Genomic DNA, 24,096 nt, shown 5'->3' on the forward strand with positions numbered 1-24,096 from the left:
CAGGGTTTTCTTCCCGCCTACCCCCGATGTGCGATTTACTCTGCACCAAGCTGTAACAAGCCCTCTAGCGCGGCGATTACCGTTTGTCGGCGAACCGCGTCACGGTCGCCGTCGAAGTGCCTGCGCTCGCTGCTGACATCGCTGCCATCGGCCCAGGCCAGCCATACCGTACCCACCGGTTTCGTCGGCGAGCCGCCATCAGGCCCGGCCACGCCGCTGACCGCCACGGCAAAACGCGCGCCACTGGCGGCCTGGGCGCCACGGACCATGGCCTCGACCACTTCCTGGCTGACCGCCCCCACTTGCGCGAACAGCGCCTCGGGCACCGCCAGCTGGCGGGTCTTCTGGCTGTTGGAATAGGTCACGTAGCCGGCTTCGAACCAGGCCGAACTGCCCGGGATGCGGGTAATGGCCTCGGCGATGCCGCCACCGGTGCAGGATTCGGCGGTGCTCACCTGGGCCTTGAAACGGCGCAGATGTTCCCCCAGGCGGGCGGACAACGCAGTGATCGGGTCCATGCCAAGCTCCTTGTTCAGTGCCGATGCTTGCGCCGCGCCAGTACCTCGCGCGGGAAGCGAAACAGCAGGTTGTAACTGAAAAATGTCATCACGTAGAACGCCAGCAGTGACAGCATCGCGACAAACGGAAACAACACCACGCTCAACCCGAAAAAGCGAAACTTCCTCGAGTGAGTGGCAAAGTCGGTGAAGGTAAAATAGTTCTGGTAGATCAGAAAAGCATCCAGCAGCACACAGCCCAGGGCGATCAAGGCATATTTTCCGGGCGAGACCTGGGGAGGCGCCGACGGCTGCAGCCGCGATCGCCTCATGATACCTACCGTGATCCACAAGGAAAAAACCGGAGCCGCCACGGCAATGTAATTGCCGATGGCCTTGGCCGTCAGCGGGAACAGCGACGACCAAACCCCCACCTGGCCGAACAGGCAGCCATCGAGAAATCGGTCAAGCTCGAAGTAGAAGCCCTCATGTGCCTCGGCAGGTACCCGCCAGGCCAGCAGCAGGATCGGTATCAGGCTGAAGGCAACCAGCAGATAGGGGATATGCAGGTAGGCACGCTGCTGCTCGTTCCCTTTCAGCCTATTCATCCTTCAATCCGCCCCTACATTTGTTCGTCAGGGTGCTACGGCATTGAGCACCATCTGGTTGAATGACTCCATCGCTTGCGCATCGATATAGGACGACACGGCAGCCAGAATCACCCCGGTGGCAATGATACCCGCACCCGCGGCCAAACCGGGAGCCAGCACCAGCGCCAGGCCAGCACCCAGCACAGCGCCAGCGGCGGCCCCCACCAGGGTGCTCACGGCGACGCTTTGAAGCTCGAGAAAAAACGGCTTCCATTCGCCGCTGCTGAAACCGTCTGCCGCCTTCTGCGCCAGCGTCGTTGCCTGGATCACTTTACCCGTTACACCAAACGCCTTGCCCAAGCGCTGAGCGTTGTCGGCATAGGTTGCCACATCCAGTGCATTGAGGGCCTGGGCAATGGCAGCGGTGTCCTTCTGGTTCATCTTGAAACCCGGGTTGCGCGTGAGTTTTTCAAACGCCTGCATAGCTTGGTCGTAGCTTTTGACCGTCTTGCCAGCGATACCCTGCTTCAACTCATCTGCAGCCTTGCCCATCTGCGTACCGAAACGGCTGGAGACTTCCTTGCCGACATCACTGGCGAAAGTCAGTGCGCTTTTGTACGCCTCTTGCTCGGCTACTTCGCGCGCTTGTGCCTGCAGTTTGTCGAGTTTCTCCTGCAGCATCGCGTTGGCACTCAGGTCAACGTGCAGGCTCAGGCCTGCGCTGAGCACGTCCAGTACCTGGTCAATGGCAGGTGGGATCTGTTCGTCGTCGAGGGTTTTCAGATCAGCGACCATCTTGTCGATGTTGCGCTCGAGCAGCTCGCTGCCGGGTGATGTGGACAGGCGCAAGCGGTTGAATTTGATCAGCTCATCGCGTTTGGCCATCATCCCTTTCAGCGCACCGATGGAGCGTTCGAGCTTTTGCGCCTGACTCAGGGCTGCATCACTGCCAGCAGCGGCTTCAGCGGCTTTTTGCTCGGCGTCCAGGGTTTCCGGCAGGCTGCGCTCCTTGCGCACGAAACTGTCGCGAACTTCGTCGCGCACCTCGAGGATCTGGTACGGAAGAATGCCCCAGACCCCAATGCCAAGGTCGTAGTAGGCGTCGATACTGGGCCAGCCGTCCCCAGACAACACCGATTCGACGATAGTGGCATTGAACACTACCGCGCCATTGAACGCCGGACCGCCGGTTTTGCTGACGCCATCGATCGATACCGAAACGGAACCGACCACGCTGCTGATGTCACCGCTACCCCAGAAACCACCGAGTATCCCACCACTACCGGCACCACTGCCGTTACCGCTGTTGCCTGGTGGGATGCCGCGATCGACAACAATATTTTTTTCACCCATTACAAAGTCCTTTTCGTTGAAACGTCATAAAACAAATGTGCGCTCAGCGCACCTGCCCGCGCACGTAGGCCTGGCAAGCACGCAAGGCGATCAGTCCGCGATCACCGTCGTCGGTGATGGCGATAATTCGTTGAGCATGCGCCGGGTCAAGTCGGGCGCGTACGGGGTCATGATCCACGCTGCCGGCGCCGGGGGCGCCAGGCAGACCGGGACAACCGGCCGCGTCGCGCTCGACCAGGACTGACAGCCGCAGGTCAGCAGTAGCCAGGCGATCACGCAGGCGTGCCTGAGTCTGTTGGACATCGAGTAGCTCCTGATAATGTTGTTGCTCACTGATCTGGAGCCGCAGCACCAGCCCCTGGTGTTGCAGGCGTTCGGCGACCAGTTGCGCGGCAGCGGATTCAGCCTGGGCTTGCCACTCTTGCTCATGCTGCGCCGATTGCTCCGCCAACTGCCGCCCCATGCGCCAGCCCTGGACCTGCCAGGTCAGCGCACAGGCCAGCAGCGTCAACAGCAAAAACGCCCCAAGCTGCACACGGCTCAACACAGCACCTCACGGGCTCGCGCCCAGAGATTCAGACGATCCTCCAGGCCATTGAGCCCGCCATTGATATGCCGGGTGATACGGTTGAACTCGCCGCGGTCAGCCAGTTGATTGAGGCCGCGCGAGTGCCAGAACCAGGCCGCCGACTCGGCTGCCCATTGCGGCTTCTCGAGCAATTGCGGCTGCTTGAGCAGGCGCTCGTCGCCAAACAGAGCCATGCTGCAGGCCCGGTAGTTGTTGCGCCCGGTGACCTGGATCAGGCCGCGGCCGCAATACAGCTGGCCGTCGCCGTCAGCCTCCGGGGTATTGCCCAGGCGCAGGGCCAGGGTGCCGGTGTCATAGCGCGCCAGGTAGCGGTCGTTGCCCAGCTCTTTTACATAGCGCAACTGGCCGGACTCATGGCCGACCTGGGCGAGAAAAGCCGCCTTGCGCCGTGGGGTATCGATATCCCAACGGGCCATGGCGAGGTTCAAGGCAGGTAGAAAAACGCCCGCATTCAGGCGGGCGTTGGGGAACACGGCAGCAAGTTGCTCCAGCGTCATGTAGGGTTCCTCATCCTTGGGGTTCAAAGGGGCTGCAACTGGACCGTGCGCAGCCCCGGCCGGTTCTTGGCTTGCTTGCCCTTGGCCTTGGCTTTGCCTTTGTTGCCGCCGTTGCAGTCGACCGAGGTTGCCCAGCCACTGGAACTGAAGGTGTGTTCGACCGACTCGATCAGGTACTCGCCGTCCAGCCCCTCCTTGAAGCCCTGGGTCAGGATCAGGCGCTCGGCAAACAGGTCGGTGCGTCCGGCCATTTCCAGCCGCACATTGGCAGTGCTGCGGTTGAACGCCGCCAGGCGCGCCTTGGCAGCCTGTTCGGCGGCAGGTTTGTTGGGATAGAGATGGCGGTCGCTATGCACGGGCTGCAGCCCGGCGGGCGAGGCATCATTGCCCAGCTCGACAGTCCTCAGCTCGCCACTTTTGGGGTCCTGATGCCGGGTCTGCACGGCCTTGTGCGTGCCCTTGTCCGCCAAGCGAATCTGCCAGCGACTCACATCGCGACGGTGGATGGTAACGACGCCCAGGGTTTGCCCGCTGGCGCTCTTCCCGGCCTGACGCGACAGCACCAGCAACTTGCCGTCGCCGATCTTGGCCGTGCAATCGTACTGCCTTGCCAGGCGGGTGATGAAGTTGAAGTCCGACTCGTTGAGCTGATCCACCCTTGGCACCCGAGTGCTCACTGGGCAAACCGGCTGCCAGCCATTGCGCGCGGCAACGTCACGCACGATCTGCTGCAGCGGCACATCCTCCCAGCTACCGCTGCGGATGCTCTTGCCGGTACCGCGCATGTCGCTGGCCTTGCCACGAATGACAATACTGTCAGGGGGGCCGGACAGCTCGATCTCATCCACCGTATAGCGCCCCAGGCGCGTCAATACCTGGCCCGCATAGCCCAGGTGCACTTCGATCATTGCCCCCCTTGCCGGCAGCGTCACCGCGCCATCGCGGTCGTCAATGCGCAGCTCGAACTCGTCGGACTCCATTCCAGGCTTGTCCGAGGTACGCAAGGACAGCAAGCGGTCGTTGATCAGCTCGGTGATGTCCTTGCCATCGGCAACAAGACGAAACACTGGCTGCATGGTTCAGTCTCCAGAAATGAATGACCCCGCACGCGGCGGGGTCTGGTGATAACGGTTATCGACAAGCGTCAATCCCACAGCTGCACCGTAGCGTCGCTCGCCGCAGGCAGCTCCGGCAGCAGGATCTGTACCCCGACACGAAACGGCTGGATCTGCTCGGCCAGGCCCTGGTTGGCGGCCAGCACGGCCTCGACAGTGCCGTTCAGGTGGCCGTAGTAGTGTTGACACAAGGTGTCGAGCACATCGCCTTCAGCGGTTCTGCAGGTCGTCGCCATAGCTCACAAACTCCAGTGAGAAACCTTGTTTTCGCGGAATACCGCCAGCAAGCAGATTGCTCTGGTCTTCATCGACGCCCGTCAGGCACCAGGTGCCCAGGACCTCACCGTAACCGCTGGTGAGGGTTAGCGGCTGCAATTGCCGGCCGATACTGCGCAGCGCCTGCAACTGGCCGAGCCCGCCCTTGAAGCCTGGGAAGATCGCCCCTTTGATGCTGATTTTCTCGTCACCCAAGCCCACTGCTTGTTGGGCGGTGCTGCGCGTCAGACGCTCCTGCCCGGCCCAGCGAAAGCTGCTCTGGCGGCGCAGTTCATCGAACGCGGCGGTGTCGAGGTTGAAGTAGTAAGCGGGCGATTCGGGCTTGAGTGGTTGCACAATCAGCAAATGTGGAAACGGCTTGACCGCTTCTGCCGCCGGCGTCACTTCGGGGGCGAAGCTGCTGGTCGGCAGGATATTGGCCAGGGACGGGCTGATCTTGCCCGCCACCCGGTTGATCGCGGCGCTGACCCGGCCTATCTGGGTCTTCACCGTGGCGACGCCGTCACGCACCTGCGCCACCACCGCCACGGCCCGGTCGTATTTTGCCAACGCCTGGTCGACAGTGGCCTGGGCCTTATTGATAGCGCGCAGACTGCGCTGCAGCTTCGCACCAATGGCGGGCCCGACAAAGGGTAGCGTCTCGAGCTCGGCGGCGGCACCGATGAATTCGGCGGCGGCCTCCTTGACCGGCGCCAGCATTCCGTCCGCGCTGCGCCGCCCTGCTTCGCCTGCTGCCACCAGGGCGCCAAGCCCGGATTGCAACTGGTCCATGTAGGTCATGGCACCTCCTTAAGCAACATGAGGAACGTCGTACAGCTGACGGCTGGTGGCCTGGCGGATCAGCTCGTCGAACTGGCGACGGACAATAGCCTCGACGTTCATGGCGAACTGCGCGGGATCACTCAATCCACCCTGGACGGTGATCGGCATGTTCGGCGAGAAGGTAAACTGCTGATTGATCTGCGGTGCTGGCGCCGGGCTCTGCACAGTAGAACTGGCGAGGCTGGACAGTGTTTGTGCTGCAGGTGACGGCTCCGCCAGCGAGCGCACGACCTCACCCGGTACAGCGACAGCCGATGCCTCTTTGGTATCGCTCCCAGCTACCTGAACAGGCTTTTCGCCAGCGCCGAACAGGCGCTTGCCCAGCCAGCCACCGAGGTCTTCGCCGCCCATACCTCCGAGCATTGCGCCAATTGCCCCGCCCACGGCAGTCCCCAGTACAGGTACCACCGAGCCCAGCGCCGCACCCGCAGCGGCGCCGGCCAGTGCACCGCCGAAACCGCCGGCAGCACTGCCATAACCCCTGGCCTTCTGTGCGGTCGTGCGCGCATTGCGATACGTGTCAACAATCCTCAAGCCAGCGTCGATAACAGACCCGCCCGGCAAGCGCTTGACCAGGGGAGCGGCCTTGCTCACCGCCCTGAACATACTCGCAGTACCGCCCCGAGAAGTGAAACCCTTGAGGGATATCGGCGCGGGTGGCCCCGAATACCCTGCAAGGCTGCCCCTGTTTCCGGTCCTCCTCCCAGATCGTTTCTGGTCACGCGGCGCACGGCGAACGCGACGGCCTCCCTGCCCTCCTGAACCACCGAGAAAGTCACCGGCATTGACCACGAACACGTTCAGCGGCTCGTTGACAACCAAAACGCCTTGGGCATTGTTCTGCGTCTCTACGCCCAGCACCTTGAGACCGATCTTCATCAATCCCGATGCCTTGCCTTGGCCACCCTCAAGCGGACGGCCTCCTACACCACCTGCGTTGAGTACACCACGACCGATGTTCAGCGCGCCCCGGCCAATCTTGACCGCGCTCAACGCCGTGAGCAGCACCGACACGGCACCACCGACAAGGGCGATACCCAGCACCAGCGATTGCGACTTGTCTGTCAGCGTGGTGAAGGCCTGGGCAACGGAAGTGATGACCCTGGCCGTCGTATCGGTGAGCGGCCGGATGGCATCGCCGATGCTGCGCAGCGAATCATCGAGTGCGCCGATTGCTTCGTTCCAGATCACCGTCGAGGTTTGCCGACGCATTTGCAGGTCATGGTCAAGCCCTTCGCCTTCCTTGGGCTTGGCATCACGCATCTGCTTGTACAATGCCTGGTTCTGAGTAAAGGCCATCAGCGCAGCACTGGTTTGTGCATCGGCAAAGGTATTGCCGGTACGCAAACTTTGCTCCAGGGCGTTGAGCAGGGTCCTGGCCGTCTGCGGATCAGCCTCCTTGCTGATCTGTTCAGTGGCCGTGGCCATCTTTCTGGCCTTTTCCGGGCTGGTCAGTTCGAGGTACCGCCGGGCCAGGTCAAAGCTCGACTCCAGCGCCGACATGCCCTTCTGCAGCCCGGTGTTCATCGATCCCTGATAATCAATGCCGGCTTTGGTGTAGGCCGATACCGTGTCCTGGGAGTAGATGCCTGACATCCAGCTGTTGAGGTTGCCTGCAGCATCATCTGAATTACCAGTCGTGCTGCGCTGCACCTGCAACATCGCCCCCACCTGGCTGACGGCAGCCAGACCGGTAGTCCCCAAGGTGCCCATTTTGCCCAGCAAGGGTGCAAAAGATTTGGCCATGTCGACGGCTTCAAAGCCGCCGGCCTTGCTCTGCACCGCGATCACTTGCAGCGCCTGCTCCATAATCTTGGGGGTGGTGATCCCGGCACTGTTCTGCAGTGCCGTGATGATCGCTGCAGTATCCGCTCCACTCACGCCCTGACCGACAGCGAACTTGGCCGCAAGCGGTGCATAGGCCTGCGCCTTGTCCGCTTGCATGCCATTGTCCACCAGGCTTTTGACCAGGTTGGCAACGTCGTTGCGGGCCATGCCGGTGGTTTGCGAAGTCTGGATGAAGGTGCGGGCCAGCTGCGCTTCCTGCGGTTTGCCAGCCACCCCGGCCTTGATCGCGATATCGCGCACTATCGATTGAAAGTCCGCGCTGATCTTGGTCGGTATCGCCACCGCGCGAACGACAGTGGTGGCGCGGTCAACATTTGACTTCAGGCTTTCCTTGCCCTCAGCCACTTGTTGATGCCCCCTGGCTTGCAACTCGGCGCTCCTGGCCGTGCGCCCCAGCCGCTGGTACTCCTTGCCCAGTTTGCCGACCTGTACGCCCTGGGCCCGCAAACTGTCGAGGTTTCGCTCCAGCTTGCGCAGCAATCCTGCAGCAGACGCCGAACCACTGTCGTGAGCCTGCTTCCATTGCTGACGCAAGCGTATGGCCTCGCCAACAGCGTCCTTGAGCAGCGAGGCGTTGCGGCCGCGTTGCTCAAGGTCTTTGATACGGTCTTCGACCGCGTTTAAAACGGTACCTACCGTCGGGTTGACGGCGGCACCGATTACCAGCTCAAACGCCAGTTTGCTCGCCATCTGATCCCCCTATGCATGGGCTATCTGCTCAATCCGTGAGCCACCAGACCATGTCGCTAAACGACATGGTCATGATTTCGGCGGCGGTAAAGTTCAGCTCTTTGGCGAGCCGCTTTGCCGCCGCCTTCTGCAACCCGGGATCAAAGCTCGTCGTCTTGCACCAGACGAAAATAGCCCACCTGCAAGCGGCCATAGTCCTTGAGCGACAACCCTTCGAGGTCCTTGACCCCGACCTCGGCCAGGGAGGCAAACAGGTTCAGCTCGCGCTGCTCATCATCGCCACTGGCCGCCGACTGGGCGGTGCGGATGTCGCGCACGGTGGGTGCACGCAGCGACAGGCTGTCAACCTGCATGCCGTTGGCCTCACTGGCTTTGCTCAGTTGAACGACGACACGTTCGGCACTGACATTCAGCCAGCTCGGCATTTTCGCGGTTTGAGTCATGTCGCCTCCTTACAAGCCCAGGGCCGAACGTTGGGCGGCGAGCTGGTCGACGCCATTGATGACGCGCTTCATGCCCAGCGGATCGATCTCGTAGACCAGGCGGCCGTCGACTTCGAGCTTGTAGTAGGTCACGGCCACGTTGTGCTTGATCTCGGCCTTGTCGCCCGGCTTCCAGTCGCCCATGTCGACTTCTTTCAGCGCGCCACGCAGGGTGACGATGACCGGGGTGATCTTGCCTTTGAGGCCCTTGAAAGCACCGCGGAAGGTGCCGTTGAAGGCCGAGCCGTCGGCCAGGCCGAAGAACTTCAGCGACTCACGGCGCACGCCAGTGGTGACGAAGCCGGCTTCCTGCTTCTCCATGCCCTGGTCGATTTCGATCGCCATGTCCATGCCGCCGGCACGGTGCTCCTCCATCTTCAGGGTGAGCTTGGGCAGGGTCAGGCTGGGGACGTCGCCTTGAAAGCTGACGCCATCGACGAACAGGTTCAGGTTCGCCAGGGTTTCGGGAATCATTGCCATGGTTATTGCTCCTTAAACGGCTTGGTCGAGGACTTCGGTCAACCACTGGTTGGTGACCTCGACTCGGAAATTCGGGTTCTCGGCGGGCGGCACATCGGTGAAACGGATGTTCCAGTACACCTTGCCCTGCTCCAGCTGGCTGGCGGTGTTCAGCTCGGGGTCGGCGAACACTTCGAAATTGATGATTGCGCCCTGGGCTTTCAGATCACGCATGAACGCCTGCAGGCCTTCGGTCACGTCCTTGACGTAGGTCGCGGTGATCGAGCGGTCCACCGCCCACTTGTGGCCGTAGAGGATCGCGTCCATGACGATGTCCATGGTCCGCACGCGGGTGACGAAGGTCCACTTAGGGTCGCTGCTCAGGGTGCGGTTGCCCCACAGACGGAAGCCGTCATCACGGATCACGGTGGTGATGTTGGCGTTGTTGAGCAGGTTGGCCCGGCAGGTGGCATCGCCATCCAGGTACTCGATCGAGCGGCTGGTACCAGTGATGCCGACGAACTCCTTGTTCGACGGCGAGGCCCAGAAACCGTATTCGCTGTCGGTCCAGGCAAACAGGCCGGCGACCCAGGCCGACGCCGGGGCATCGAGAGTGGCGCTCTTGCCGGTGTCCCAGTACTGCACGCCCGGGTCGACCAGGTAGGCACGCTTGGCGCCGAAGTTCTCGGCGTAGGCAATGGCTGCCTCGTCGGTGGTGTTCGGGCCATCGATAATGGCCAGGCCGCGCAGCTTGTCGGCCAGGGCCACCAGGGCAGTACCGACCGCCAGGGTGGCGCTGTGCTTTGGCGTCACCAGCAGGCGAGGCTGGGCGTTGAAACGGCTTTTGCCGTCCAGCAGCGCCTGCAGGCCGGTGCGTTTGCCGTCGGCCAGCACGCCGCCGATGATGGCCGAGGTCTGCTCGGCCTCTTCTTCGAGCTTGGCCACGCCGCACGCGACGATCACCGCTTTGGCGCGGCTGTAGATCGCCTGGCAAGCGCGGGTGATTGCCGAGTCGGCGCCGAAGGCGGCGACGGCTTCACGCTCGCTGGTGATCAGCACCAGGTCGTTAGCCTTGGCACTTGCGCCCGGGCCTTCGGTGAAGGTGTCGACCAAGCCGATGATCGAGGAAGAAGGCAGCGCGATGGTACGTGCGCCGGTGTCGACGTTGGTTACGGTAACGCCGTGGAAGAATCCACTCATATTAAGTCTCCAGAAATGCGAAGGCCCCGCGGTGCGGAGCCTTCAGAAGGTTTTTTGCGGGTAAGAAAAAGCCCCGGCGGTGCGGGGCTTTTGGGGGTGAGTTAAGCTGACCAACCAGGTGAGCACGGTCCTTCATGCAGAAAGGTATTGGCTGGATGGCCTTAAATCAGTTTCATGCGCGCAGGGAACGCAATGGTGCGCACGCGGTTTTCCTCGCCACCTGACATATTTGTCTGCTTGGTGGTCCCAGGAGTATCGGTAGGAATCGGATTTTGCGTGCCACCGCTGCCGGTGTTAGCCGAGGCCACATTGTAGGAATGGCTATGCGCCTTGACCTGGTCAGGCACCCAACTCCCCGGTATCCGTCCCACATCAATGCCCCGACCAGAGTCAAGGAAGCGGGGATGTTCACCACGTACGTCGGGGCAACGGAAGGTGCTGCTACCATCGCCAGTGGTCCAGCACCCTTCCATCCCGGCACGAGCACTATCGGCCACCAACATTCCGGATTGCTGCGCGAAGTCCCACAACCAAGGCCAGCTGCTACGACTGTAGATAGTTCCATCTGGGGCACCATAGCCCCCAGGTGCCAGCACTATCGCAGTCTCGATGAATACTCGGCCAAGCGGTGAATCGTCGAGGCGGCTGATGGGGTACCAATTACACGCACCATCGCTGCGAAGGTGCCAGAAATCGCCAGCCCCCAACAACTGGAAGAACTGATAACCCTCAGCACGCAAATGGGTGTGAAACTTGATCTTGTCTGAGCCCGCGGCCCTGATCAGCAGCGTGGTCTGCGCCCCATCCACGCGGCGAACCATTACATCCCGAACCCCGAGCGCTGCATTGGCGGCCGGCAAAGTAAGGGTCACCGATGACGCTGTTGCATCCACCAGCACCAGCCCCAACTCTGCTGCAGTGAGCGTTTTTGAAGCATTCACCGATACGACAGGGACGACCAATGCAGACTTGTCAGCTTTGCTGCTCGGGTCAAAGTTTGCGCTGTGCCAGAGCACACGCCACGCGCCTGCTCCCGCCCCCGAGAATTGACGGACGCCGTACCATTCTGTACTGGTACCAGAAAGCAGATCAAATCCGGTCAATCCGTCCGGGAACTTGATATGTACCCCTGTACCGTAATCAACGCCTGAGGGGCGGTCAGCGGTTTGCGGCACAGCAGAGAAGAACTGACTACCGGGCAAGAGGTAAATCTTGCCATCCACGCCTGGAGCATAAGTCATCAAACCACCGGCATCCTTGGCCATCGCATCGGTGATACCGAATCCTGCCAGAGTGCTCGGATTGGCACCCGCTACTACAACTCCACGCTCGTTGATCTGTACCTTGGTATAGGTACCTGCCGGACGATTTCGAGGCAATACGTTAAGTAAGGATGCATCAACATACTCACGAGTTGCCAACACCACTGAAGGATCGACCTTCAGTTCAACGTTTGTCGCGCTAGTGACAACGATGTTAAGCCGAACTACCTGCGTCTTGCCGGTTCCCTGACTGAGCAACGGTTTGAAACTTGGCGCACAGTTAGCTACCGCAACTAGATCACCGTCTGCGTCATACAGACCAATTTCCCGAATCCACCAGCCACCCACATCCGGCGGTATCACTTGTTCCGCGATGATGACGCTGGCGTTTTCCGGATCCACTTTGACCTGGTTGAGCGGCGCCCTGCGGCGTTCGTTGATGAGCTTTTTCTGATCCCTCGATGGGATCGGGTCGGTCAGGTTGGCATCACCAACCCCCATTTGCGCAAAGCTCCACGGCACGCCCAGGGCGTTGGCGTTGGCCTGCTTGGCCTCCCCCACCGCAGTCAGGATGGCGAAGAACTGGCTTGTCTGGTCAGTCATGAGTACACGTCCAGGGTTTCAATTTGGTGTTCACGGCCCACAAGGCCATAGCTGCCGCTGACTTCAATGTCGCGAGAGGTCGGCGGAAAAATGTCGATTTCATCGCCTTCAGAAAGGCTTATTCCCAGGCGCAGATAGCCACTGCTGGCGAGCGTGATCGCAAGCCCCGTCAGGTGGCGGCTGACCGGCTTGGCGTCATCGATCAGCCGGGTCAGTTCCAGGTACATTGCCTCGGAGATTCCGTTCTCCAGCACCCCGACCTGAAGGGCAAAGGTGCCCGGCACACCTTGCGGTAGCGTCTGCCACCACTCCTCCACGTCGATCAGGTAACCCAGCGGCTCCACCACCCGGCGCAACGCGCCAATGGTCCCTTTGTGCGCATGCACATAGAACGCCGAGCGGATCACCGAACGCTTGATTGCCTCCGGCCAGGTTTCATCCCAGCGATCCACCGACCAGGCCCAGGCCAACTGATGCAGCAGGTGCGCCGGACAGGTGTCGGGGTTGTACAGCGCACGCAGGGGGACTTCGGTGGTTTCAAAGCCGGCGGCTTCGATGGCCTGTTCGAGATCGGTACTGTTGAGCGGGAGCAGACTGTCCATGTCAGCTTCCTCGCGTCACGGTGATCCCTTCGCACCAGGCCGCTTGCGCCTGGGTCGGGCGGATGTCGGTCCAGTTGTTCAGGTCGACTCGGCTGACGCCGTTGATATGCAACTGGGCGTCCACGCCGGAACGGGCAACTTGAGCGCCCAGGCGCCGGCGCGGATTGACCCAGGCTTGCAGCCGGCTTTTGCACTCGGCAAGCGTCGCTTCAACCTCCGGGCCGCTGCCGCTCATGTGCACCATGGCATCGATGCGGTAGCGCAAGATCTGCGCACCTTGTACCGTCAGGCGGTCGCCCACCGGGCGCACGTCATCGTCATTGAGCTTGAGCCGCACGGTGTCCAGCAGCGCAGCTGTGGCGCTGCCATCGCCTTCGAGCGCCAGCACCGTCACCACCACCTGGGCCGGCGACGGGCTTTCGGCGCTGGCATCGGCCACCAGGCCGGAAGCGTTGCGGGCATGCAGGATGTAACTGTTGCGCGGACCCGCCGTGGTCAGCCCTTCATAGACCAGCTGCACTCGCTCACGCAGGGCGTCGTCTTCCTCGAGCACCAGCTGCGTTGGCGGCACCGTGCTGGTGTCCTGAGCCTGCACCACCAGGCGCTGCAGTTGTACATTGGCCGCCAGTTGATCCAGATCGGAACCCTGCGCATAAGCCAGCAACAGTGCCTTGGCGGCATCGTTGACCCGTGCGCGGTTGAGCAGCTTGCGGTAGGCGCCGACTTCCAACAGTTTGTTCACCGGGTCGCTTTCGACTGCGGCGTCCCAGTTGTCGCCCATATGCGACCGGAAGGTCGCCAGGTCAGCCTGGAAGAGTTCCTCGAAATCGAGGTCTTCCAGAACCTGCGGCGCGGGCAGCGCCGAAAGATCCACACTACTCATGCCGTCACCTCCAAAGTCTGGTTGGCGCCCTGGTACTGTCCGCTCAGTTGCAGAGTGATCTGCCCGCCCACCACTGCCGTTACTCGGACCCGCTCCAGCTTCAGTCGTGGCTCCCAACGGCCCAGTGCGCGCGCCACCTCCGCCTGCACCGCGCTTTTCCAGCCTTCGTTGACCGGCAAGTCGACGAAGCGGCGCAGCTTGCTGCCGTATTCCGGGCGCATGCGCCGGCTGCCCAGTGGCGTAGTGAGGATGTCTTCGATGGACTGGCGCAAATGTGCAATGCCGGATAACGGCTGGCCGCTCCGGCGATCCATGCCGATCATTGATGTTCTCCAGGCGTAAAAAAGCCCGCAGTGGGCGGGCCGGTTTTCAGTGTTTGTGATTGGCGGTGTTGCCGCCGGTGTCGATGATCTTACCGCCGCCGAGGATGTCGCCGGTTACCCGCAGGGGTCCGTTGATGTGCACCTCGCCAGTCAGGGTGATACTCGCAGCATTCGCGGTGATGGCCTGATCCGTTACCACTGCAGAGCTGCTGCCAACCTTGATGTTGACGGTACCGCTGGGGAGCTCGATGCTGTAGCTGCGGGCCTGCCAGTCGTAGACCAGCGAGCCACCATCGTCGAAGCGCCAGACCTCGACATGCTCGCGATTGTCCGCTGGCGCCCCGGCGTTGCCGTACAGGCCAGGCACGAAAGTGCCTTGTGCAGGTTCACCGCTCGGGCTGATCAACACCCCTTGCTCGTTTAGGCTGGGCGCACGCCAGTGGCGCACCTTGCCAGCGGCCTGGCTGTGCCAGCGCAACCAGGCGCTGGTCCAGCCGGCGCCGTCGGCCACTCGCACTCGAGCGGCGGCAAGGTCAACAGCGACCACCCGGCAGGGAATCACCAGGCCGGCGAGCATGCGGTCGTGCATGGCGCTGGCGTAGCTCATTGCATATCCTCCGGCGATTGGTAATCCGCTTCAAAGCCCGCACCGGTATCGGGGCTGAAGGCAAAGGCCAGCGGGCCCGGTTCAACGGGCCATGGCCATTGCTCGGCCCCCAGATACAGCACCTGCTCCCACTGCACCCGCCAACTGATTGGTGAAGTCGAGTCTGCTGCAGGTTGGACTACCGACGCCTGGACATTTTTGGCAGCCTCGACAAAGTCCATTTGCCAGAACTGCTGGCGCAACAAAATGGTCAACTGCATTGCCAGGGCAGTCACCAACAGCGGTGCCGGCGCAACACCGGCATCAACCAGGATGCGTGCTTCGAAGCTTGCCAGGATGCAACAGCGGCCATCGCCTGGATCTGCTGCGGGCTTAGAACCGGTTATAGCGTGATACAGCGCAGGAAGCGCCGTGTTCTGATCCGCTGCGGTATAGGCTGCAACGGTTTCAAGTTGAGGCATAGCGGCCTTGATAGTCGCGGTAATGGCCTCGTGCAACGTCGTTAATTCGTTCACCTGCGCTCCTCGGCAACATTATCGTCAGGCACACGAAATCCGTGCGCCATCGCTCGGTCGGTTTGAGGGAGTTGTGCCTTGATGTTGCGGCACGAGGCACCTGTTGAAACCAGGTGCATTGGATAAGGGACTAGTGGGTAGTCGCGTGATCCGTCGGGGCTCTCAAGTGTCGCCACCAAGTCACCACAGCCGCCAGCAGACTCAGCACAGCCATCAGCACGGAAACTACCAGCCCGCGTTGCGCGCGCTCATCGCCAACCGATACAACATGCTTGAGCAGGCTGTCATCAAACAGCAACCGACCGTCGAGCGAGTGCATTTCACGAACAATCACGTCCTCGGATATGCGCTCGACCAGCAACGCTACGTTCGCCTTTTCAGACAGTTGCGAGGATTGCAAAATATCTTTAGGCACATACACAGTCCGCCGCTGGTCTTCGCGTTCACCCGGCAGTCTGAACCTTACCCCCATGCGCATCAGCGATTGATCATAGTTCCACACCTCGGACCACCCCGTCAGCCGGCCTTCCAGGCCTTGCATTTGAAGAGGATTCGGCGTGGTATAGCCCTGAATGCTGCTCATGGATAAAACTGCAAACAACGACGTGACGACTACCAGCATGCAGTAAATCTTGATCTGTGATTTGGGTGGCTGCGATGTGATCTGAGAGAACACCGAAGGCATGGGATTCCTTTCAAGACTGGGCAATTCTTTGCCAACCCTAGCACGCAAAGCATCTGTGCTGTCCGTGATGCAGCTGTCCGCGTCGGCAAAAACCTGATTCATCGCCTCACTCCTTGTTGCCAGGGCTCTCCATGTTTGGCGATTGCGTCTCGATGCCCAGCCGCCGGGCCGCCCATCGCTCATAAAGGCCAATGGCGACATCGGCGCCGGCCATGGCGGTGAGGCAACCAAAAGCGCTGGCGCTCCAGATCGACATGCCGCTGGCGTACAGCAGCATCACCGTGGACACGCCGCAGACCATGCAGGCCCCCGAGCGCAATAACAGGCGCCGAAAAAGCGCCCAACCTCGGGCACCGGCCTTGTCCGCGCGCCACATCTCTCCGGAAAGGCCGCCCAGCAAGGCCAGGACGATCACCAGCCAGATCGGCATTTCCAGCAACGTCTGTTGCTCGTTTGTCACTGTCCTGTCTCCTTGGTAGTTCCGCTCGGCAGCTTGCCAGCGGCTTTTTTGTACCGTTACCCCCCTGCGAGGTAAAAACGGGTAAAGTTCATCTATCGATTAGCGTCTGAAAGAGCAGGCGCCGTGGCTCACGACAAGGCTCAGCATTGGCTGAAAAGAGATTCAGCGAATACATCGCTATAGCGAAAACTCGAAATACCGTTTTACCCGCCACATACAATCCAATTATTTGAATCACCTGAATCGCCATGGAAAAAAACTACTATTTCAAGAACGTCCTGCTCGCCCTAGGCCTGTGCACAATAGGGACAGCAGTCTGGATGTACGACAACTCATTTTCAGCAGAGGAAAACCTGTTGTATTTCCTGGCTGCCAGTGCAAGCCTGGTGCTGTTCCCATTCTCGAGAAAGCTGATCGAACGATTCTTTCTCAGGTTTTCAACGCCGGAATTCTGGAGCCGTGGATTATTCATAGAGACGCCGGCTAAAAATGGCCTTTTTGCGCTGTTTTATTTCGCCTGCATGGCGACAGCGATTCCCTTAGGCGGCGCTTACTTTATCTACCTGCTAATAAAAAGGTAGCCTGCGTTAGCCGCCTGTATGCTTGCGGCCTTCACAGCGCGATGACCGCATCGTTGAACTTCTTGACCAGCGCCTCATCGATGTACGCACCGGTCATCGCCATTAACAATGCAAAGGCAACCGCGCCCATCGCCGTCGAAGCGGCTGCCCCAAAAACAACGGCAAGTAATGCACTTGCGGCGCTGCCAGCAAAAAGTGTTTCCACTTTTAGAAAAGTGTTACTCCACTCTCCCGTCGTGTAGCTTTTCTTGATTTCTGTCAGCAGGTCGGCGTAATCAATGGCTTTACCGACATAACCGAAGGCCTTGCTGAACTGCTTCAGGTTTTTCGCCATTTGCTCCTTGTTCAGCGAATCCAATGCCTTGGCAATAGCCTGTCGATCCTTGACACTAAACTTCTTGTTCAACGCGTCTTTATATTTCTCGAACGCCGCCATGGCCTCCTTAGCATTGCCAATGCGCTTACCCTGGGCACTCGCTGCCAATGCTTGAGCTTGCCCGGCTAGCTGCCCACCCAGTTTCTGCGCCAAGTCCTTATAAAAATCTGCGGTAAACTTTAGCGCTGCCTTGTAATCAACCTCTGCCTTGGCTTTCTCGTCAGCCAGGCGTTTGGCTTCTTCGGCTTTTCGCTTTGCTTCAGCCTGTACTCGAGCTGCTTCCTGCGCTTTTCGCTGGGCTTCGATAGCCGCATGTTGCCGAGTGATTTCGGCATTTAGTTTACCCTGACGCTCCAGCAGGCTGGCGACCTGTTCATTGAGAAGCGTTGCGTTATAAGTAGCCATCAGCTTACCGATACTGTAGCTACTTTTAACCGCCTTCAATTCCGTTTGCAGCTCACTATTCTTTTTAATCAGCAACGTATTGATGACCGACACTTGCCGTTCCAGCACGACGACGGCCGCAGTATCGGCCAGCGGTGGAAACTGACTGGACAACAGGTCGAGTTCTTTCTGCAGGTTGATCTCCAGGTTAGCGTGCGCAGCTTTGTAATCATTTTCGATGCCAATAACAGCTCCCAGCATGGGATTACCCATCGGGTAGTTACCGAGAATACTGCCGCGTACCTGACCAGGGTTCAGACTGATAAATTCAACTGACCCGTCGCCGTAAATAATGGTCGTCGCTAGCTCTAGCGCCATAAAAAATTCCCTTTCAAAACTGAAGCTGCTCGGCATCGTGCCAGCAGCGTATTGGGTAGAACCGATCGCTCGGCATTCCAAAAAGCCCGGCCTCCCCAGGCTTTTCAGTAATGCGTTGTCGAACCGCCCGCCACGACTGGTGCGCTGGGCGACTCCGCTTCAAATTGTTCTTCCGGCCGCGGCCACCTGCCCGCCGGATAACTGCTTCTGGTGCTTTACGCTGCACACCCGGGCCAGTTGCCAACCCTCTGAACAGTTCAGGCCTGTTCATCGCTGCCTTTGTCACTGCCGGTGTCGACCGGCTTGAGACAAAGATTATGCATTGATGCATATACAGTCAATGCATTTGTGGAAATATTTATGCGCAGGAAAATGCATCTATGCATGTAAGGCTTGATCTACCTGGGCTGGACCGATTTCCTGCAGGCGAAAAAAAACCCGCCGAAGCGGGCTTTTCTGAGGACGTGGACTACTCAGCGGGCGTACATACCCCACCAGAACACATGCCCGAGGATGCTGATCTGCTCCTCCTGCATCTGCTGGAAGCTGTAGTCTTCATCCGGGTGCTCGTCGCGATTGAAGCTGCGCAGGCGAATGCCGGTAGGCAGGCGATAGAGCTGCTTTACCCGCAACTGGCCGTTATGGTTGATGGCGTACAGGTCGCCGTCGACGATGTCGCCGATGCCACTTTTACCGGCGTTGACGCCGACCGTGGCGCCGTCACGCAGTACCGGCAACATGCTGTTGCCGCGCACCGTCACGCACTTGGCCTGATCGAACTGCACGCCGTTGTGGCGCAGGCTGCGCTTGCCGAAGCGCAGGCTGGCCTTCTCGCTTTCTTCGATGACGAATCTTCCTGATCCTGCTGCCAACTCGACCTCGCGAAGAAACGGAATGGACACCTCGTCGTCCTCGACCGGGGTGTCGTCATCCCACAGGCTGATATCGTGCAACTCTGCATGACTGCGGCCAGGCGCGGCTTCACGGCTTTCGCCGAGCTCGGCGCGACCGCGCAACTGGTCGGTGCTCACGCCGAAGTACTCGGCGATCTTCGACACGTGTTTATCGGACGGGTCGACGATTTTCTCGCTGAGAATACGCGACAGGGTGGATTGCGGCACGCCGGTACGCCGGTGCAGCTCCGTGGGGGAGAGACCGTGGCGATCGAGCAGTGCTCTGAGGACGGATGCTACGTTGCGTTTTTGCATAAAATGCATAATGCCGGGAGCTTGAATAGAATGCAAACACTGTAATGCATGAATATGCACGGACAAATGGTCGCGCCCGCCCGTTTGCCCTCGGCAGCCCAGGCAAAATCCCTGTACCATTGCCCGCTTGCCTTTGGTCTACAACGACACTGCGAGCCAAGTTTTTGCAATGAGCGATCTTTCCGCACACACCCCGATGATGCAGCAGTACTGGAAGCTGAAAAACCAGCACCCGGACCAGCTGATGTTCTACCGCATGGGCGACTTCTACGAGATCTTCTACGAAGACGCGAAGAAGGCCGCAAAACTCCTGGACATCACCCTGACCGCCCGCGGGCAGTCGGCGGGCCAGTCGATTCCCATGTGTGGCATCCCCTACCACGCAGCCGAGGGCTACCTGGCCAAGCTGGTGAAGCTGGGCGAGTCGGTGGTGATCTGCGAGCAGATCGGCGACCCGGCCACCAGCAAGGGCCCGGTGGAGCGCCAGGTAGTGCGCATCATTACCCCGGGTACGGTCAGTGACGAAGCGCTGCTCGACGAGCGCCGCGACAACCTGATCGCCGCCGTGCTGGGTGACGAGCGCCTGTTCGGCCTGGCTGTGCTGGACATCACCAGTGGCAACTTCAGCGTGCTCGAGATCAAGGGCTGGGAAAACCTGCTGGCCGAGCTCGAGCGCATCAATCCGGTCGAGTTGCTGATCCCCGACGATTGGCCCCAGGGCCTGCCAGCGGAGAAACGCCGTGGCGCACGTCGCCGTGCGCCGTGGGATTTTGACCGCGATTCGGCACGCAAAAGCCTTTGCCAGCAGTTCGCTACCCAGGACCTCAAGGGGTTTGGCTGCGAGAAGCTGACCCTGGCCATTGGCGCCGCCGGCTGCCTGCTCGGTTACGCCAAGGAAACCCAGCGTACCGCCCTGCCCCACCTGCGCAGCCTCAAGCATGAGCGCCTGGACGACACCGTGGTGCTCGACGGCGCCAGCCGGCGCAACCTCGAGCTGGATGTGAACCTGGCCGGCGGCCGCGACAACACCCTGCAATCGGTAATCGACCGTTGCCAGACCGCCATGGGCAGCCGCCTGCTGACCCGTTGGCTGAACCGCCCGCTGCGCGACCTGAAAGTGCTGCAGGCGCGTCAGGGCTCGATTCGTTGCCTGCTCGACGGCTACCGCTTCGAGAAGCTGCAACCGCAGTTGAAGGAAATCGGCGACATCGAGCGCATCCTCGCCCGTATTGGCCTGCGCAACGCCCGTCCGCGGGACCTGGCGCGCCTGCGCGATGCCCTCGGCGCCCTGCCTGAACTGCAGAACGCCATGGCCGAGCTTGAGGCGCCGCACCTGGCGCGCCTGGCCGCCATCGCCGGGACCTACCCGGAGCTTGCCGACCTGCTGGCCAAAGCCATCATCGACAACCCGCCGGCGGTCATCCGCGACGGCGGCGTGCTCAAGACCGGCTACGACAGCGAGCTGGACGAGCTGCTGGCCATGAGCGAAAACGCCGGGCAGTTCCTGATCGATCTGGAAGCCCGCGAGAAAGCCCGCACGGGCCTGGCCAACCTCAAGGTCGGCTACAACCGTGTGCACGGCTACTTCATCGAGCTGCCAAGCAAACAGGCCGAACAGGCGCCCGCTGATTACATCCGGCGCCAGACCCTCAAGGGCGCCGAGCGCTTCATCACCCCGGAGCTGAAAACCTTCGAAGACAAGGCGCTATCGGCCAAGAGCCGCGCACTTGCCCGCGAGAAGATGCTCTATGACGCCTTGCTGGAGAACCTGATCGGTCACCTGGCGCCGTTGCAGGACACCGCCGCAGCCCTGGCTGAGCTGGATGTGCTGAGCAACCTGGCCGAGCGTGCACTGAACCTGGACCTGAACTGCCCAAGTTTCGTCGACGAACCGTGCATGCGTATTACCCAGGGCCGTCACCCGGTGGTCGAGCAGGTACTGACCACGCCATTCGTGGCCAACGACCTGGCGCTGGATGACAACACCCGGATGCTGGTGATCACCGGTCCGAACATGGGCGGTAAATCCACCTACATGCGCCAGACCGCACTGATCGTGCTGATGGCGCATATCGGCAGCTTCGTTCCGGCCGCGGCCTGTGAGCTGTCGCTGGTCGACCGCATCTTCACCCGCATCGGTTCCAGCGATGACTTGGCCGGCGGCCGCTCGACCTTCATGGTCGAGATGAGCGAAACCGCCAACATCCTGCACAACGCCACCGAGCGTAGCCTGGTGCTGATGGATGAAGTCGGTCGCGGCACCAGTACCTTCGACGGCCTGTCGCTGGCCTGGGCCGCTGCCGAGCGTCTGGCGCAATTGCGTGCCTACACCCTGTTCGCCACGCATTACTTCGAGCTGACGGTATTGCCAGAGAGCGAACCGCTGGTGGCCAACGTGCACCTGAACGCCACCGAGCACAACGAACGTATCGTATTCCTGCACCACGTGCTGCCCGGCCCTGCCAGCCAGAGCTACGGCTTGGCGGTAGCGCAACTGGCTGGCGTACCGTCACCGGTGATCCAGCGTGCCCGTGAACACCTGGGCCGACTGGAAACTGCCAGCCTGCCCCATGAAACTCCTGTCTTGCAGCAAGGTGCACCTGCCGTACCGCACCAGAGCGACCTGTTTGCCAGCCTGCCGCATCCGGCCATCGAGAAGCTCGGAAAGCTGGACCTGGACAACATGACGCCGCGTCAAGCTATCGAAATGCTCTATACACTGAAGACTCTGTTATAACGCGCGCTCGCACAAGCTGATAGAATCCCGCGCGGTTTGGCGGCGCTGCAGGTTACTAGCCTGGCCTGCAGCCGAACAACCAAACCGAGCGGCCCTGTCTGGTAGGGCACCGCTGCCGTCGCCTGAGGAGAGAATTAGAAATGACCTTCGTCGTCACCGACAACTGCATCAAGTGCAAGTACACCGACTGCGTAGAAGTCTGTCCGGTGGACTGCTTCTACGAAGGCCCGAACTTCCTGGTCATTCACCCGGACGAGTGCATCGACTGTGCACTGTGCGAGCCTGAATGCCCCGCCGTCGCCATTTTCTCGGAAGACGAAGTGCCTGCCGGCATGGAAAACTTCATCGAGCTCAATGCCGAGCTTGCGGAAATCTGGCCGAACATCACCGAAAAGAAAGATTCGCTGCCAGATGCCGCCGAGTGGGATGGCAAGACCGGCAAGATCGCCGATCTGGAGCGCTAAGCGCGCGGATCAACAAAAAAGGCCCTTCGAGGGCCTTTTTTATGTTTGTTGCGGGCAAAAAAAAGGGGCGGTTTAACCCGCCCACATTTTTTCCGTAGTCCCTTTGTTCCCTTTCATCATCCTGATGAATCGCATCCTGCGATGTCCTTTGGCTTTCATCCTTGAGAGCCTGTGTCAGTCCGTAGACACAGGACAAATATTAGCGCTTCCAAGATTTACCACAACAGCACAAAGCTCTCAAAAAGCTGCGGTAACCGTACTGTCATAAACAAAATATTTGTTATATATCAATAAGTTAAACAAAAGCGCACACTAAAAACGACAACGATTTACTACAGCGTACAGCTATGACTTACATAACGGGTAAGCGATGGCTTACACGAACTAGAACAGTACCAACATCTCTGTCGGATCGCGCCCAAACCCGGATGTTTCATCAACACCATCGGGAAGCCGTTCACGGGTAATTCGGTGTTCTCCAGATGCAAAAACGCCCCGATAGGACGGGGCGCTTTTCACGACGATATCGCGTTTTTACTGAAACAGCGACTCGCTGGACAGGCCGTTCTTTTCGAGGATCTCGCGCAGGCGCTTGAGCCCCTCTACCTGGATCTGCCGTACCCGCTCCCGGGTCAGGCCGATTTCCAGGCCTACATCTTCCAGCGTACTGCTTTCATGCCCGCGCAGGCCGAAGCGGCGGATCACCACCTCGCGCTGCTTGTCGGTCAACTCACTGAGCCACTGGTCAATGCTCTGGGACAGATCGTCATCCTGAAGCAGTTCGCACGGATCAGTTGGACGGTCGTCGGTCAGGGTATCGAGCAGGGTCTTGTCCGAATCAGGCCCCAGGGACACGTCCACCGACGATACCCGCTCGTTGAGCCCAAGCATGCGCTTGACCTCGCCGACCGGTTTTTCCAGGAGGCTGGCGATCTCTTCCGGGGACGGTTCGTGATCGAGCTTCTGGGTCAGTTCGCGGGCTGCGCGCAGGTAGACGTTGAGTTCCTTGACCACGTGAATGGGCAAGCGGATGGTACGGGTCTGGTTCATGATCGCCCGTTCGATGGTCTGCCGTATCCACCAGGTGGCGTAGGTGGAGAAACGGAAGCCGCGTTCCGGGTCGAACTTCTCGACCGCACGAATCAGGCCGAGGTTACCCTCTTCGATCAGGTCGAGCAGCGAAAGCCCCCGATTGACATAACGCCGGGCGATTTTAACCACCAGACGCAGGTTGCTTTCGATCATGCGCTTGCGCCCGGCCGGATCGCCACGTTGCGACAGGCGCGCAAAGTGCACTTCTTCTTCCGGTGAGAGCAATGGCGAGAAGCCAATTTCATTGAGGTAAAGCTGGGTCGCATCAAGTGCCCGAGTGTAATCGATGTACTTGTGCTGTTTGAGCGTAGAGCCCTGTTTAGCCTTGGTCCGAACCGTAGGTACAGCAGGTTCGTCTGACATCACATCCGTTTCCAAAACGATGCCGGTCTCCATCAGGAGAACCTCATCGTCGATGTCAAACTCCGGCACTTCTTTACTGAGAGCCATTGTTATAGTCCTTTGCTGAGTTCGAACTCAGACTCGAGCGACGCCTTTATCCCTGGCAGCGCTGGAGC

Annotated in this window: 26 protein-coding genes; 3 read left to right on the plus strand and 23 right to left on the minus strand. The window is 60.2% G+C overall.

What is annotated here, in order from left to right; all coding sequences use genetic code 11:
- Nucleotides 1-35: 35 nt before the first annotated feature.
- The 20 genes from F8N82_RS18705 to F8N82_RS18800 form a co-directional block, all read right to left on the minus strand.
- Nucleotides 36-518: a CinA family protein gene (locus tag F8N82_RS18705; protein WP_038996685.1), complete on the minus strand. Its 483-nt coding sequence runs from the start codon at nt 516-518 to the stop codon at nt 36-38.
- Nucleotides 519-532: 14 nt separating this feature from the next.
- Nucleotides 533-1,105 carry a hypothetical protein gene (locus F8N82_RS18710; protein ID WP_038996686.1) on the minus strand — a complete coding sequence of 191 codons (573 nt, stop codon included), beginning with the start codon at nt 1,103-1,105 and terminating at the stop codon, nt 533-535.
- A 27-nt stretch (nt 1,106-1,132) separates the two neighbouring features.
- Nucleotides 1,133-2,440: a colicin-like pore-forming protein gene (locus tag F8N82_RS18715; protein ID WP_038996687.1), complete on the minus strand. Its 1,308-nt coding sequence runs from the start codon at nt 2,438-2,440 to the stop codon at nt 1,133-1,135.
- A gap of 43 nt (nt 2,441-2,483) precedes the next feature.
- Nucleotides 2,484-2,984, minus strand: a complete 501-nt coding sequence (locus tag F8N82_RS18720; RefSeq protein WP_038996688.1) for a lysis system i-spanin subunit Rz — start codon at nt 2,982-2,984, stop codon at nt 2,484-2,486.
- Nucleotides 2,981-3,526, minus strand: coding sequence for a glycoside hydrolase family 19 protein (locus F8N82_RS18725; RefSeq protein WP_038996689.1), 546 nt, complete (start codon nt 3,524-3,526; stop codon nt 2,981-2,983). Before F8N82_RS18725 ends, F8N82_RS18720 begins: the two co-directional genes overlap by 4 nt.
- Nucleotides 3,527-3,549: 23 nt before the next feature.
- Nucleotides 3,550-4,602 (minus strand): phage late control D family protein, encoded by a 1,053-nt coding sequence (locus F8N82_RS18730; RefSeq protein ID WP_038996691.1) that lies wholly within the window; start codon nt 4,600-4,602, stop codon nt 3,550-3,552.
- 68 nt (nt 4,603-4,670) lie between these two features.
- Entirely contained in the window at nt 4,671-4,877 is a 207-nt protein-coding gene (locus tag F8N82_RS18735) for a tail protein X (RefSeq protein WP_038996693.1), read from the minus strand.
- Nucleotides 4,852-5,697, minus strand: coding sequence for a phage tail protein (locus F8N82_RS18740; protein ID WP_038996694.1), 846 nt, complete (start codon nt 5,695-5,697; stop codon nt 4,852-4,854). The genes F8N82_RS18735 and F8N82_RS18740 overlap by 26 nt, the downstream gene beginning before the upstream one ends.
- A 9-nt stretch (nt 5,698-5,706) precedes the next feature.
- Nucleotides 5,707-8,067 (minus strand): phage tail tape measure protein, encoded by a 2,361-nt coding sequence (locus F8N82_RS18745; RefSeq protein ID WP_318196213.1) that lies wholly within the window; start codon nt 8,065-8,067, stop codon nt 5,707-5,709.
- Nucleotides 8,068-8,417: 350 nt separating this feature from the next.
- Complete coding sequence (locus F8N82_RS18750) at nt 8,418-8,720, minus strand: phage tail assembly protein (RefSeq protein WP_038996696.1); 303 nt, start codon at nt 8,718-8,720, stop codon at nt 8,418-8,420.
- A gap of 9 nt (nt 8,721-8,729) precedes the next feature.
- Nucleotides 8,730-9,239: a phage major tail tube protein gene (locus tag F8N82_RS18755; RefSeq protein ID WP_038996697.1), complete on the minus strand. Its 510-nt coding sequence runs from the start codon at nt 9,237-9,239 to the stop codon at nt 8,730-8,732.
- Between the two features lie 12 nt (nt 9,240-9,251).
- Nucleotides 9,252-10,418 (minus strand): phage tail sheath subtilisin-like domain-containing protein, encoded by a 1,167-nt coding sequence (locus tag F8N82_RS18760; RefSeq protein ID WP_038996698.1) that lies wholly within the window; start codon nt 10,416-10,418, stop codon nt 9,252-9,254.
- Between the two features lie 161 nt (nt 10,419-10,579).
- Nucleotides 10,580-12,283 carry a phage tail protein gene (locus tag F8N82_RS18765; protein ID WP_038996699.1) on the minus strand — a complete coding sequence of 568 codons (1,704 nt, stop codon included), beginning with the start codon at nt 12,281-12,283 and terminating at the stop codon, nt 10,580-10,582.
- On the minus strand, nt 12,280-12,885 hold the full coding sequence (locus F8N82_RS18770) for a phage tail protein I (RefSeq protein WP_038996700.1): 606 nt from the start codon (nt 12,883-12,885) through the stop codon (nt 12,280-12,282). Before F8N82_RS18770 ends, F8N82_RS18765 begins: the two co-directional genes overlap by 4 nt.
- Nucleotide 12,886: 1 nt before the next feature.
- The gene (locus F8N82_RS18775) at nt 12,887-13,768 is read right to left on the minus strand and encodes a baseplate assembly protein (RefSeq protein ID WP_038996701.1); all 882 of its coding nucleotides are present in this window, start codon (nt 13,766-13,768) and stop codon (nt 12,887-12,889) included.
- Nucleotides 13,765-14,091 carry a GPW/gp25 family protein gene (locus F8N82_RS18780; protein WP_038996703.1) on the minus strand — a complete coding sequence of 109 codons (327 nt, stop codon included), beginning with the start codon at nt 14,089-14,091 and terminating at the stop codon, nt 13,765-13,767. Before F8N82_RS18780 ends, F8N82_RS18775 begins: the two co-directional genes overlap by 4 nt.
- Nucleotides 14,092-14,137: 46 nt before the next feature.
- A complete protein-coding gene (locus F8N82_RS18785) occupies nt 14,138-14,698 on the minus strand; it encodes a phage baseplate assembly protein V (protein ID WP_038996704.1) in 561 nt (186 codons plus the stop codon).
- Nucleotides 14,695-15,213, minus strand: coding sequence for a phage protein (locus tag F8N82_RS18790; RefSeq protein WP_038996705.1), 519 nt, complete (start codon nt 15,211-15,213; stop codon nt 14,695-14,697). Before F8N82_RS18790 ends, F8N82_RS18785 begins: the two co-directional genes overlap by 4 nt.
- A gap of 130 nt (nt 15,214-15,343) precedes the next feature.
- On the minus strand, nt 15,344-16,000 hold the full coding sequence (locus F8N82_RS18795; RefSeq protein WP_038996706.1) for a hypothetical protein: 657 nt from the start codon (nt 15,998-16,000) through the stop codon (nt 15,344-15,346).
- 4 nt (nt 16,001-16,004) lie between these two features.
- A complete protein-coding gene (locus F8N82_RS18800; RefSeq protein ID WP_038996708.1) occupies nt 16,005-16,358 on the minus strand; it encodes a phage holin family protein in 354 nt (117 codons plus the stop codon).
- 248 nt (nt 16,359-16,606) lie between these two features.
- Between F8N82_RS18800 and F8N82_RS18805 the strand changes: the two genes are divergently transcribed.
- Entirely contained in the window at nt 16,607-16,939 is a 333-nt protein-coding gene (locus F8N82_RS18805; RefSeq protein WP_052251571.1) for a colicin E1 family microcin immunity protein, read from the plus strand.
- Between the two features lie 31 nt (nt 16,940-16,970).
- Here the strand turns inward: F8N82_RS18805 and F8N82_RS18810 are convergent, their stop codons facing one another.
- Nucleotides 16,971-18,113: a colicin-like pore-forming protein gene (locus F8N82_RS18810; protein WP_176470476.1), complete on the minus strand. Its 1,143-nt coding sequence runs from the start codon at nt 18,111-18,113 to the stop codon at nt 16,971-16,973.
- 437 nt (nt 18,114-18,550) lie between these two features.
- Nucleotides 18,551-19,294 carry a LexA family transcriptional regulator gene (locus F8N82_RS18815; protein WP_038996709.1) on the minus strand — a complete coding sequence of 248 codons (744 nt, stop codon included), beginning with the start codon at nt 19,292-19,294 and terminating at the stop codon, nt 18,551-18,553.
- Nucleotides 19,295-19,454: 160 nt separating this feature from the next.
- Between F8N82_RS18815 and mutS the strand changes: the two genes are divergently transcribed.
- Together mutS and fdxA are read left to right on the plus strand one after the other, a co-directional pair.
- Nucleotides 19,455-22,022, plus strand: coding sequence for a DNA mismatch repair protein MutS (mutS, locus tag F8N82_RS18820; protein ID WP_038996710.1), 2,568 nt, complete (start codon nt 19,455-19,457; stop codon nt 22,020-22,022).
- 140 nt (nt 22,023-22,162) lie between these two features.
- Complete coding sequence (gene fdxA / locus F8N82_RS18825; RefSeq protein ID WP_038996711.1) at nt 22,163-22,486, plus strand: ferredoxin FdxA; 324 nt, start codon at nt 22,163-22,165, stop codon at nt 22,484-22,486.
- Nucleotides 22,487-23,020: 534 nt separating this feature from the next.
- Here fdxA and rpoS read toward each other — a convergent pair.
- Nucleotides 23,021-24,028 (minus strand): RNA polymerase sigma factor RpoS, encoded by a 1,008-nt coding sequence (gene rpoS, locus F8N82_RS18830; RefSeq protein ID WP_038996712.1) that lies wholly within the window; start codon nt 24,026-24,028, stop codon nt 23,021-23,023.
- Nucleotides 24,029-24,096 lie beyond the last annotated feature (68 nt).

The organism is Pseudomonas fluorescens, from assembly GCF_902497775.2.
Taxonomy (GTDB): Bacteria; Pseudomonadota; Gammaproteobacteria; order Pseudomonadales; family Pseudomonadaceae; genus Aquipseudomonas; species Aquipseudomonas putida_F.

Bases quoted from the DNA above. Each gene is read 5' to 3' on its own strand.
- F8N82_RS18705 (WP_038996685.1), bottom strand. From the start codon at position 518: ATGGACCCGATCACTGCGTTGTCCGCCCGCCTGGGGGAACATCTGCGC.
- F8N82_RS18710 (WP_038996686.1), bottom strand. From the start codon at position 1,105: ATGAATAGGCTGAAAGGGAACGAGCAGCAGCGTGCCTACCTGCATATC.
- F8N82_RS18715 (WP_038996687.1), bottom strand. From the start codon at position 2,440: ATGGGTGAAAAAAATATTGTTGTCGATCGCGGCATCCCACCAGGCAAC.
- F8N82_RS18725 (WP_038996689.1), bottom strand. From the start codon at position 3,526: ATGACGCTGGAGCAACTTGCTGCCGTGTTCCCCAACGCCCGCCTGAAT.
- F8N82_RS18730 (WP_038996691.1), bottom strand. From the start codon at position 4,602: ATGCAGCCAGTGTTTCGTCTTGTTGCCGATGGCAAGGACATCACCGAG.
- F8N82_RS18735 (WP_038996693.1), bottom strand. From the start codon at position 4,877: ATGGCGACGACCTGCAGAACCGCTGAAGGCGATGTGCTCGACACCTTG.
- F8N82_RS18740 (WP_038996694.1), bottom strand. From the start codon at position 5,697: ATGACCTACATGGACCAGTTGCAATCCGGGCTTGGCGCCCTGGTGGCA.
- F8N82_RS18750 (WP_038996696.1), bottom strand. From the start codon at position 8,720: ATGACTCAAACCGCGAAAATGCCGAGCTGGCTGAATGTCAGTGCCGAA.
- F8N82_RS18755 (WP_038996697.1), bottom strand. From the start codon at position 9,239: ATGGCAATGATTCCCGAAACCCTGGCGAACCTGAACCTGTTCGTCGAT.
- F8N82_RS18760 (WP_038996698.1), bottom strand. From the start codon at position 10,418: ATGAGTGGATTCTTCCACGGCGTTACCGTAACCAACGTCGACACCGGC.
- F8N82_RS18765 (WP_038996699.1), bottom strand. From the start codon at position 12,283: ATGACTGACCAGACAAGCCAGTTCTTCGCCATCCTGACTGCGGTGGGG.
- F8N82_RS18770 (WP_038996700.1), bottom strand. From the start codon at position 12,885: ATGGACAGTCTGCTCCCGCTCAACAGTACCGATCTCGAACAGGCCATC.
- F8N82_RS18775 (WP_038996701.1), bottom strand. From the start codon at position 13,768: ATGAGTAGTGTGGATCTTTCGGCGCTGCCCGCGCCGCAGGTTCTGGAA.
- F8N82_RS18780 (WP_038996703.1), bottom strand. From the start codon at position 14,091: ATGATCGGCATGGATCGCCGGAGCGGCCAGCCGTTATCCGGCATTGCA.
- F8N82_RS18785 (WP_038996704.1), bottom strand. From the start codon at position 14,698: ATGAGCTACGCCAGCGCCATGCACGACCGCATGCTCGCCGGCCTGGTG.
- F8N82_RS18795 (WP_038996706.1), bottom strand. From the start codon at position 16,000: ATGAATCAGGTTTTTGCCGACGCGGACAGCTGCATCACGGACAGCACA.
- F8N82_RS18805 (WP_052251571.1), top strand. From the start codon at position 16,607: ATGGAAAAAAACTACTATTTCAAGAACGTCCTGCTCGCCCTAGGCCTG.
- F8N82_RS18810 (WP_176470476.1), bottom strand. From the start codon at position 18,113: ATGCCGAGCAGCTTCAGTTTTGAAAGGGAATTTTTTATGGCGCTAGAG.
- F8N82_RS18815 (WP_038996709.1), bottom strand. From the start codon at position 19,294: ATGCATTTTATGCAAAAACGCAACGTAGCATCCGTCCTCAGAGCACTG.
- mutS (WP_038996710.1), top strand. From the start codon at position 19,455: ATGAGCGATCTTTCCGCACACACCCCGATGATGCAGCAGTACTGGAAG.
- fdxA (WP_038996711.1), top strand. From the start codon at position 22,163: ATGACCTTCGTCGTCACCGACAACTGCATCAAGTGCAAGTACACCGAC.
- rpoS (WP_038996712.1), bottom strand. From the start codon at position 24,028: ATGGCTCTCAGTAAAGAAGTGCCGGAGTTTGACATCGACGATGAGGTT.